A 9161-nucleotide genomic window follows, 5' to 3' on the forward strand; every position below is an offset into this window, starting at 1 on the left:
AAGATAACGATTATTTTATTACTAGAAAATGCGATAATACGCAAAAAGAGGTAATGAGATGATAATTAAGAGAGATGCATATATGAATCAGTTAATTGAACGTCAAAACAATGGCATGATAAAGGTTATAACCGGGATAAGACGTTGTGGGAAGTCTTTTCTTTTGTTCAGGCTATATAAGGAGTATTTGGTAAATAGCGGGGTAGATCCGGAACATATTATTGAGATTGTGCTAGATGGAATTGAATCAGAGGAACTACGTAATCCTAAGGTTTGTTATACCTACATAAAGGGAAGAATAACTGATAATGAAAAATATTATATTTTATTGGATGAAGTGCAGTTTCTTGAAAGGTTTGAAGAAGTATTAAATTCCCTTCTTCGAATTGAAAATGTGGATGTGTACGTAACAGGCAGTAATTCAAAATTTTTGTCAAAAGATATTATTACTGAGTTTAGAGGCAGAGGAGATGAAATACATATTTATCCACTTACTTTTTCGGAATTTTATGCTGCTTTTGGCGGAGAATATGACGATGCATGGGATGAATATTTAAATTATGGAGGGTTGCCGGCTCTTCTTGATATGAACAGTCCCAAGCAAAAGATGAATTACTTAAAGAGTATTTTTGATAATGTATATATGAAGGATGTCATAGATCGAAACAGGATAAAAAACATAGATGAAATCAATACACTTGTGGATATTCTTGCGTCGTCGATTGGATCACTTACCAATCCGACAAAAATATCAAATACATTTGCAACAAAGAGACATAGTAGTTATACAAATAAGACAATTTCCGCACATATAGAATTCTTGGAAGAAGCCTACCTTATCTCAAAAGCAAACAGATACGACATTAAGGGAAGAAAGTATATTGCAGCAAATCTGAAATATTATTTTACTGATGTAGGGCTTAGAAATGCACGACTCAGTTTTAGACAACAGGAGCCAAAACATTTAATGGAGAATATTGTTTATAACGAGTTGTTGGTAAGAGGATATCAGGTAGATGTAGGAATAGTGGAGGTTAATCAGAAAAATAGCGAAGGAAAAAGTATAAGAAAACAGCTAGAAGTTGATTTTGTTACAAACATGGGAAGTCAACGTTATTATATTCAGGTGGCTTATGATTTTTCAGCCAAAGAAAAGCAAAAGCAGGAATACAATTCATTTAGAAATATACCTGATTCCTTCAAGAAAATTGTTTTGGTAAATGGCTCATCTAAGCCGTGGCGTAATGAAGACGGTTTTGTAATTATGGGCATGAAATTTTTTTTGATAAATGAGGACAGTTTGGATTTTTGAGAGCTGATTTATACATGATAAAGCGATTTAACGTTAACGTCCATTTAACTAAAATTTAAAAGTCTCTTACAGAAATATTTTTGTAGGAGGCTTGATGGGTGAGTTTGTATAGTAATTATAAAGTTCAGTGGAAAGAAATGATCGATACTGTTGCAGCAAAAGAGCATCGCACAACACAAATATAAGTTATTAAAGAACATGCTTCGGGGTGAAATAATTTCAAAGTCTGAATATGATAGGTTGCTTAGTTTTTCAGAGGGATATGCCAAGCCTTTAAATGTGTGTCCGGAGTTTGGGGTTTATTGTGATTGGACATTTGAACGCAGTGTAAGCAATCCCCCGCTTCAAAAGCGTAAGCTTTAAGCGGGGTATAAGCTTACTAGTGTCAGAAGGGGTTAAAGCCCCTTCTGACAGGTGGCACAAAGTGCCACTGCGTTCATGAGGAAGTAGCGAAGCGGATTTAAGAATGTCCGCTTTACAGATTATTAAAGGAGTGATTGTGATGGTAAAACAAATAGTTAGAGATCCGCTGTTTTTGCAGCAAAAATCCCAACCGGCAACAAAAGCGGATAAGCAAGTTATTGAGGATTTATTAGATACATTAAAAGCAAACAGCGATAGATGTGTTGGTATAGCTGCAAATATGATTGGTGTAAAAAAACAGATTATTGTTGTGGCTGCAGGCCCCTTTATCTTTCCTATGGTAAATCCTGTAATTACAAAGAAATCCGGGAAATACGAAACAGAGGAAAGTTGTCTGTCTTTGGATGGAGTAAGACCTTGTATCAGATATAAGGAAATTGAGGTGGATTATCTTGATCAAAATTTCAAACCACAACACGGAAAGTACTCTGATTTCACGGCACAGATTATACAGCATGAAATACAGCATTTTAGCGGAGAGCTGATTTAATTTTAAAAAGAAATACTTGACGAAAAATAAACGACTGTTTACAATTTAGTAAACGGTCGTTTATTTTAGAGTTACAGTTCCACACCAAAATGGTGGAATCAAGAGGAAGAAAAAATGAAAACTAATAAAGAAGAAATAATGCTAACTGCATTAAAGATGTTTGCAAAGTGTGGTTTTGAGGCGGTTTCCACAAGTATGATAGCAGGTGAACTTGGGATTACAAAGGGAGCCTTATACCGCCATTATAAGAGTAAACAGGAAATTTTTGACAGTATCATAAAGAAGATGTTTGAACTAGATGAAAAGCAGGCCAATGAAACAAATGTGCCGGCAAAAGAATATGAAGAGGATGCCGAAAGCTACGAGAAAACCTCCCTAGAGGATCTTTGTGAGTTTGTTAATATCCAGTTTGAATATTGGACTGAAAATGAATTTGCCTTGTACTTTAGAAGAATGATTACATTGGAACAGTATAAGAATGAGGAGATGAAAAAACTTTATCGGGATATGCTTGTTGATGGACCGGTGAAGTATTCTGAAGATTTGTTTCGGGAGATGCTAAATAATGGACAGCTAAACAATAAGGCTAAAAAAACTAGTGCACGAAGTCTTGCCATAGGGCTGTATGCTCCCTTATTTCTGGCCCTTAAACTTTATGATACTAAGGAAAGTGACAGCGAAAAGATAAAAAGTGATTTAAGAACAATCACAAGAGATTTTTATGAAAGGTGGAAGAAATGAGTATTATTTTCAGAAGAGAAGAAGAAAAAGATTATAGAACAGTAGAAAATCTTATAAGAGAATCCTTTTGGGATGTTTACCGCCCGGGATGTCTGGAACATTACGTAATGCACAGATTCAGAAATAATCCGGTATTTGTGAAAGAACTGGATATTCTCATGGAAAAGGACGGAGAACTTATAGGTCAGAATATATTTGTAAAAGCAATTATTAAAGCAGATGATGGCAGGGATATTCCGATTTTGGCCATGGGTCCCATATGTATAGCTCCAAAGTATAAGAGACAGGGATATGGGAAAAAGCTACTTGATTATTGTCTTGACCAGGCAGCCGCACTTGGATATGGAGCGGTATTTTTTGAAGGAAATATTGATTTTTATGGAAAAAGCGGCTTTGTAACGGCAAAAAACTTTAGCATCCGCTATCATGATCTTCCTGAAGGAGAGGATTCTTCTTTCTTTTTAGGAAAAGAACTGATTTCTGGATATTTAAAGGGCATTACAGGAGAGTATACTCCCCCAAAAGGATATATGGTTGCTCTAACTGAAGGGGAAGAATTTGAAAAATTTGATGCTTTGTTTCCTGAAAAAGAAAAACACATCCTTGAGGGACAGTTGTTTGATGCCTGAGTTAAATTAGGAAAAGTTCATAAAATCAGTGTATAAACAGGCTAAATGTGTGATTTATATTAGCCTGTTTATATTAATAAGTTATCGTTGTGTCAAAGAAATGTAACGATGAAATTTGCAAGGAGGAGATGAAATAGTGAACATTAATTATGTAACAATTACGGCAGCAGTTATATTTGCTTTTGTTATGCCTATTGGCGTGGTTATCTGGTGGAAGAAAAAGACAGGTGCAAAAATTTGGACCTGTCTTTTTCTTCATCCTCTCCCTCTACAAAGTATTGGATATAACTTCCTAGTTTGTTCATATTTAGTCCTCCTACATTTCACCAATTTCAAAAATCAAATCTGTAGAAGGAGCTACAGAAAGCAAATCGTTTTCCACTGTCTTACGAACGGAATCCGTATTTCTCTTAAGAAAGGCAGATGCGCTGACACAGGTAACGGGATGCTCGGGATTATTCACATCTTTTTTCATAAAAAGAAAGGAATGCTTAGGAAGAGGAAGATCCAGCATACCGTATTTACATATTTAAAAGCCTGCAATTAGTTCCGCTGGATAAAAATGCCCTGTTGGTTAATTCTCCATCCTTTAGAATGAAGGAACGTTTCCTCATTCTGATTACAAAAGAATTATCGACTTCCTTAAGTGGTTCCACTTTATCAATTACCGGATCGAGTGTTTTTAACATCTTCTCCATAATTGTACTGTAAACATTTGGTTTCTTTATAGTATGAAGGCTATACTCTCCATCGGCATCCACTGGATATTGGAAGCAATAAGTCAGTTTCTCAATTTCATCAAGTATCTGTGCGTAATTTCCAATGGCTTGGGCAGGAACTTCTAGGAGCTTTTTTCTACAACTTTCATAACTGTCCCTGCTTCCGATACCGGCTTTTGAATGCCAGTAAATTATTGACTTTAAGGTTCATTATAATCATAAAATTGCCCTCCTCATTATATAAAAATATTTCAATAAATACGAACTAATCTACATATATAATAGCCTTTTAACCCAGAAAATTTAACATCCCGTTATTTTCCAGACAATTTTTGGCAACATGTTAGACTTTGGGAAAACAAACAAATCAGCATTTGGGGAGGATTGTCATAAGGTTAAATATTAGAGTCTACCTTCTACGGAAAGCTAAAAAAACAAAACAGAAGGTGAAGAGACAAAAAATTCTCAAGAAGTGTGACTTTGCGTGGTCTTTAGCTTAAAAGGTATTTATTATTTTAGAGATTTAGATTATTCACTCTTGCCATCTCAACAATCGTAAGATAAAGATAATATGCTTTATTGTAAATTTTTTCCAAAAAGATGAAAAAAAGGGATAATTATGCCGATAATAAGATTAGGATAACTATAATTGTCACATTTTGCGCCCGACAGGGAAGTGGGTACTTCAAATATTCTACAAGGAGGTAGATAAATATGGCAGGAAGTGGGGGAGAGGCTAATGTGGCGATTCTTTCCGATGGAAATCAAGAACCTCGGTGGCAGTTATAGTACAGCTTTCAGAAATAGGTGATGGAGTCGGAGTAGGGATGGATTAATAATTGATATGATTTAGTAAAAGCATCTTGCCTTAGTTGGGTCAAGACGCTTTTTTTAGATTACAGTTTCATGTACCACATTGTATTAGAACTATCCCTTTCCAATTTGATTACAATATCACTTTTTTGTTATTAACATTTCTGAAAAAAATTCTTTCTAATGTTTAATTTAGTGCCCGTTTCCATTGCCCATTCAACCCCAAAAAGATTTTTGATGGTATATTTTGTACCACTAGGTAAATTGTTAACTTTTTGAATCAGTTTTTCATAATAATTTAAAAAATCATTTTTTCACTTCGTATTTTTAATTATATGCTTTATATAATATAAAACTCATGAATATATCATAAATAGGAATTCGATTTTGTTAATTTTTTTATTTACTAAAATGAAGTATTCAAACTTTCGTGAGAAAGTAGAAAAGCTAATTTGAAAACTTTTACTTTATAAGGAGAAAAAAATGAGTAAAACATGGGGATATGTGCGAGTTTCAAGTTTTGACCAAAATGAGGAAAGGCAATTAAGAGCTCTGCATGAAAAGTCTATTTTGGATAATCATATATTTATAGACAAGCATTCGTAATGATGGAACAATGTGTTACTATCACCACGATGAACCTGCAGTAGCAAAATGTGTACGATGTGGAAAATATCTCTGCCAGGATTGTTTTGATTCATATGGAGTAAGCAAAGGTAAGTGTGCTGGGCAGGCACTCTGCTATGATTTCACGCAGCAATTAATATCTGACGATTTGGCAGAACTTGAGGCAAATAAGAACATAATCAAGATTCAATTTATTCTTTCGCTAGTAGGCATCGGAATTGGTTTCATTTTAGGATTAATAATCGGTATAGGGGAGGGAAACTTTATAAGTGCATTGGTATCAGCAATTTTTATGGCAGGAATTGGCGGTGTGTTCCTTACATTTCTCAAGGCGTATCTCGTAGTAGCATGGGCATTAATTAATATCAACTTTAGTGATTGGGATAGTATTTTTTATGATGCAATAGTTGCCAATGCAATTCTTGATAGAATCCTTCATCATTCAAAGGTCATAACCATAAATGGAAGATCATATAGAATTAAGGATTATGTAAAATCATCTGAGTAATTGTGCATTATTATATAAGATTTTTTGTACAAAAAAACTTGACACTTTATACATCATGCACCCCCTATGCACCCCCTACGGTAAGGGTGTGCATTACTGGATTTAGAAAGCACGAATTGGAACTATATAAACGGTAGTCAGAACCCCTATTTTGACTACGATTTGACTACGTTTGAGAGATGTAATATGCACTGATTTGCCCTATCTTGCGTAGTGTGTAACATTAACCGTATACCAGATATTGTGGAGAAGTCCACAATATCTGGTATACGGTTAATGAGGGCATATTTAGGAGGAAAAATTATGATTCGCGTACTTTTCATCTGCCACGGCAATATATTGGCAGGATTGGATGAGTTTAGGACATTCTACCAGTCTGTAATGAAACCGGCATATGATACGATGTATCCAGCTGTGATGGCTCCGGATGCTTTGGCTTCCGTAGATAGGGATATGGAAGAGATGACTAAAATGGTGGATTTTGCAAGACGATGGATGAACAATAACCAGTAGGCGGGTGTTTTGAGAAAGATCATAAAAAGCCAGTATCTTGAAGGGATAGATCCTTCTGGATGCTGGCTTTTTTATATTACAAGTACAATGACAAGCCGGTGATATCTGGGATTAATCTGAATATGACGTGAATATGACGGACAATAAAGCATTGCTTTGTTTAGATGTGGTACGTTATTGACATTAAAGATGGTAAAAAAATACGCAAAATCAACTTGACAAAGTGGCTCCTTAGTGATAAGTTAAGAATATGTACGAGAATAACATAAAACAGGGTAAATAGCGACAAATAATTAACATAATGGAGCGAGAATATGAATTTATATTATGAACTGCTACAGTATCCGGTTTTTTCCATGAAAGAAGTAAATGCACTGTATTCTAGCGAACGCACAGCAAGAGCGGCGCTGGGAAAGCTTCTGAAGGAGAATATGGTATTAAAAATCCGAAACGGCTTATACACGTGCGTGAGTGGGGAAAATGGCGGACCGGTGGCGAACAGATTTCAGGTTGCCAGTGCTATCACGCCGTCTTCTTATGTATCCCATCATACTGCCTTTGAGTATTATGGAACTGTAGATCAGGTTTTCTATGAGGTTTATGTTGGCTCCGAGACACGTTTCCACGACTTTGAATTTGATGGGTACACTTATCATTATGTCAAAGAACAGATGAAGGAAGGTATAGTTTCTCCGGAGTTTAGCGGTGGCGTGAGGGTTACGGATAAGGAGCGGACGATAGTAGATTCCATAAAGGATATCAATCTTATCGCCGGGCTGGAAGAGGTGCTTTCGTGTGTAGTGTCCGTGAACAGTATTGATGAGGCAAAAATGTTAAACTATCTGGCCGGATATGACAGTGCCTTTTTATATCAGAAGACCGGTTTTATTTTTAGTGAATATCAGACAGAGCTTGGCATAAGTAATGATTTTATAAAGATATGCAATAATAGAAGCGGAAATTCAAAGCGATATCTGACAAACGGTATAAGTGAGCCAGGTTATTCGGGTGAATGGAAACTGGTATACCCAAAGAATATTAAACAAATGAAGAACGGAGGGATAGAGGATGCCGCAATATAACAGAAGAGAGCTTGATGCAAGGGCACGGGAATATGGATTTAATCGCGATACATTTGAGAAGGTTCTTCGTTTGAGAACAATTCTTGAATTTCTGAATACGCAGGAATATATGCGTGAACACCTGTTACTTAAGGGTGGAACGGCCATAAATCTGACTGTTTTCAAACTACCGAGATTGTCTGTTGATATAGATTTGGATTTTATCCCGAATCTGACAAGAGAAGAGACGGCAAACGAAAGGGAGCGATTGACGGAGATTCTGAAGGGATATATGTCGGAGCAGGGATATTCTCTTTCCGATGCTTCAAGATTTAGTTATAGTCTAGACGCATTCCACTATAACTATGTGAATGCAGCCGGCAATAAGGATATGATAAAAATAGAGATTAACTATTCTCTGAGAACACACGTGCTTCCGTCAGAAGACAGAGTCTTTGTAACAGATGCTTTCGGAGAGCCTATAAAGGTCAGAACGGTAGCGACTATGGAAATTTTCGCGGCAAAAACCAATGCTCTGATAAGCAGGGCTGCCGCAAGGGATCTGTATGACTTCTGTAATATGGCAGATACGAAGCTGTTATCAGGTGAAGAGGATATATTTAGAAAATGCATCATTTTCTATGCGACGATCTCTGCAAAAGAAGTGAACAAAAACTTCGATACATCAGCCATAGACAGTCTTACCTTTTCAAAGATAAAATCTGATTTGTTCCCGGTTCTGGCTGTGAAGGATAAGTTTGATCTGGAAGGGAAGAAACAGCAGGCGAAGGAGTACATAGCATCGCTTATGAAGCCGACAGAAGCAGAAATGGAGTACATGGAAAGGTTTATAGAAAAGGAATATAAACCGGAGTTGCTTTTTGAGGATGCTGAGATCATTGAGCGATTGAGAGATCATCCGATGGCGTTATGGAAATGTGATACTGTATCATAATTGTTGACACTTTATACTCGTATATGATGATATATAGTACGAGGAAAAGGAGGTGCTTTTAATGGCACGAAATCAGAAACACTATGATACAGATTATAAGGTTCAGTTTGTAAATTTAGCTAAGGAAATTGCAATGCTACGTGAACAAAACAAGAAACTTAGCAGAGAAAATAAACGTCTCAAAGAAGAAAATGAATTTCTTGAAGAGGCAAGTGCTTTTTTCGCAGCGAGCCGTCGGAAGTCAGCAAGGACCTCAGATTAAGATTCCTAGCCGGGAAAACTGATGACGGCAAAATCAAAGGTAAGCTGAGTCTCTATTCTAGGGTCTTAAATGTATCAAGGCAGGCTTTTTATAAATACCTTGAGCGTA

The 9161-nt window shown here is 36.2% G+C and carries 13 protein-coding genes; 10 read left to right on the forward strand and 3 right to left on the reverse strand.

Going from position 1 to position 9161, the window contains the following annotated elements; translation table 11 throughout:
* Nucleotides 1–58: 58 nt before the first annotated feature.
* The 4 genes from BM153_RS12560 to BM153_RS12575 all read left to right on the forward strand — a co-directional run bounded on the left by BM153_RS12560 (nt 59) and on the right by BM153_RS12575 (nt 3595).
* On the forward strand, nt 59–1312 hold the full coding sequence (locus tag BM153_RS12560) for an ATP-binding protein (protein WP_092874624.1): 1254 nt from the start codon (nt 59–61) through the stop codon (nt 1310–1312).
* A 502-nt stretch (nt 1313–1814) separates the two neighbouring features.
* Nucleotides 1815–2225 carry a peptide deformylase gene (locus BM153_RS12565; RefSeq protein ID WP_092874651.1) on the forward strand — a complete coding sequence of 137 codons (411 nt, stop codon included), beginning with the start codon at nt 1815–1817 and terminating at the stop codon, nt 2223–2225.
* A gap of 114 nt (nt 2226–2339) precedes the next feature.
* Entirely contained in the window at nt 2340–2966 is a 627-nt protein-coding gene (locus tag BM153_RS12570; protein WP_092874627.1) for a TetR/AcrR family transcriptional regulator, read from the forward strand.
* Nucleotides 2963–3595, forward strand: coding sequence for a GNAT family N-acetyltransferase (locus BM153_RS12575; RefSeq protein ID WP_092874630.1), 633 nt, complete (start codon nt 2963–2965; stop codon nt 3593–3595). The genes BM153_RS12570 and BM153_RS12575 overlap by 4 nt, the downstream gene beginning before the upstream one ends.
* 316 nt (nt 3596–3911) lie before the next feature.
* Here the strand turns inward: BM153_RS12575 and BM153_RS13795 are convergent, their stop codons facing one another.
* From BM153_RS13795 to BM153_RS14425, 3 genes are all read right to left on the reverse strand, one after another.
* Nucleotides 3912–4070 (reverse strand): hypothetical protein, encoded by a 159-nt coding sequence (locus tag BM153_RS13795; protein WP_177205703.1) that lies wholly within the window; start codon nt 4068–4070, stop codon nt 3912–3914.
* A gap of 46 nt (nt 4071–4116) precedes the next feature.
* Entirely contained in the window at nt 4117–4284 is a 168-nt protein-coding gene (locus BM153_RS13800) for a hypothetical protein (RefSeq protein ID WP_177205705.1), read from the reverse strand.
* 998 nt (nt 4285–5282) lie between these two features.
* The gene (locus BM153_RS14425) at nt 5283–5411 is read right to left on the reverse strand and encodes a DUF1413 domain-containing protein (protein ID WP_092874654.1); all 129 of its coding nucleotides are present in this window, start codon (nt 5409–5411) and stop codon (nt 5283–5285) included.
* Between the two features lie 199 nt (nt 5412–5610).
* Between BM153_RS14425 and BM153_RS14160 the strand changes: the two genes are divergently transcribed.
* The 6 genes from BM153_RS14160 to BM153_RS12610 all read left to right on the forward strand — a co-directional run bounded on the left by BM153_RS14160 (nt 5611) and on the right by BM153_RS12610 (nt 9053).
* Nucleotides 5611–5733 carry a recombinase family protein gene (locus tag BM153_RS14160; protein ID WP_278278346.1) on the forward strand — a complete coding sequence of 41 codons (123 nt, stop codon included), beginning with the start codon at nt 5611–5613 and terminating at the stop codon, nt 5731–5733.
* Between the two features lie 10 nt (nt 5734–5743).
* Nucleotides 5744–6262 carry a B-box zinc finger protein gene (locus BM153_RS14165; RefSeq protein ID WP_143088314.1) on the forward strand — a complete coding sequence of 173 codons (519 nt, stop codon included), beginning with the start codon at nt 5744–5746 and terminating at the stop codon, nt 6260–6262.
* A 303-nt stretch (nt 6263–6565) separates the two neighbouring features.
* Nucleotides 6566–6775, forward strand: coding sequence for a hypothetical protein (locus tag BM153_RS12595; RefSeq protein ID WP_092874636.1), 210 nt, complete (start codon nt 6566–6568; stop codon nt 6773–6775).
* A 314-nt stretch (nt 6776–7089) separates the two neighbouring features.
* The gene (locus BM153_RS12600) at nt 7090–7857 is read left to right on the forward strand and encodes a type IV toxin-antitoxin system AbiEi family antitoxin domain-containing protein (protein WP_092874639.1); all 768 of its coding nucleotides are present in this window, start codon (nt 7090–7092) and stop codon (nt 7855–7857) included.
* Nucleotides 7844–8791 carry a nucleotidyl transferase AbiEii/AbiGii toxin family protein gene (locus BM153_RS12605; RefSeq protein ID WP_092874642.1) on the forward strand — a complete coding sequence of 316 codons (948 nt, stop codon included), beginning with the start codon at nt 7844–7846 and terminating at the stop codon, nt 8789–8791. Before BM153_RS12600 ends, BM153_RS12605 begins: the two co-directional genes overlap by 14 nt.
* 61 nt (nt 8792–8852) lie before the next feature.
* Nucleotides 8853–9053 (forward strand): hypothetical protein, encoded by a 201-nt coding sequence (locus tag BM153_RS12610; RefSeq protein WP_092874645.1) that lies wholly within the window; start codon nt 8853–8855, stop codon nt 9051–9053.
* The last annotated feature ends 108 nt before the right edge of the window (nt 9054–9161 follow it).

It is taken from the genome of Acetitomaculum ruminis DSM 5522 (genome assembly GCF_900112085.1).
In the GTDB taxonomy this organism is placed as follows: domain Bacteria; phylum Bacillota; class Clostridia; order Lachnospirales; family Lachnospiraceae; genus Acetitomaculum; species Acetitomaculum ruminis.

What these genes read in the sequence shown, in the direction of transcription:
- BM153_RS12565 (WP_092874651.1), top strand. Translation starts at nt 1,815, where the DNA reads ATGGTAAAACAAATAGTTAGAGATCCGCTGTTTTTGCAGCAAAAATCC.
- BM153_RS13800 (WP_177205705.1), bottom strand. Translation starts at nt 4,284, where the DNA reads ATGTTAAAAACACTCGATCCGGTAATTGATAAAGTGGAACCACTTAAG.
- BM153_RS12560 (WP_092874624.1), top strand. Translation starts at nt 59, where the DNA reads ATGATAATTAAGAGAGATGCATATATGAATCAGTTAATTGAACGTCAA.
- BM153_RS12570 (WP_092874627.1), top strand. Translation starts at nt 2,340, where the DNA reads ATGAAAACTAATAAAGAAGAAATAATGCTAACTGCATTAAAGATGTTT.
- BM153_RS14160 (WP_278278346.1), top strand. Translation starts at nt 5,611, where the DNA reads ATGAGTAAAACATGGGGATATGTGCGAGTTTCAAGTTTTGACCAAAAT.
- BM153_RS12575 (WP_092874630.1), top strand. Translation starts at nt 2,963, where the DNA reads ATGAGTATTATTTTCAGAAGAGAAGAAGAAAAAGATTATAGAACAGTA.
- BM153_RS14165 (WP_143088314.1), top strand. Translation starts at nt 5,744, where the DNA reads ATGTGTTACTATCACCACGATGAACCTGCAGTAGCAAAATGTGTACGA.
- BM153_RS12610 (WP_092874645.1), top strand. Translation starts at nt 8,853, where the DNA reads ATGGCACGAAATCAGAAACACTATGATACAGATTATAAGGTTCAGTTT.
- BM153_RS13795 (WP_177205703.1), bottom strand. Translation starts at nt 4,070, where the DNA reads ATGAAAAAAGATGTGAATAATCCCGAGCATCCCGTTACCTGTGTCAGC.
- BM153_RS12600 (WP_092874639.1), top strand. Translation starts at nt 7,090, where the DNA reads ATGAATTTATATTATGAACTGCTACAGTATCCGGTTTTTTCCATGAAA.
- BM153_RS12605 (WP_092874642.1), top strand. Translation starts at nt 7,844, where the DNA reads ATGCCGCAATATAACAGAAGAGAGCTTGATGCAAGGGCACGGGAATAT.
- BM153_RS12595 (WP_092874636.1), top strand. Translation starts at nt 6,566, where the DNA reads ATGATTCGCGTACTTTTCATCTGCCACGGCAATATATTGGCAGGATTG.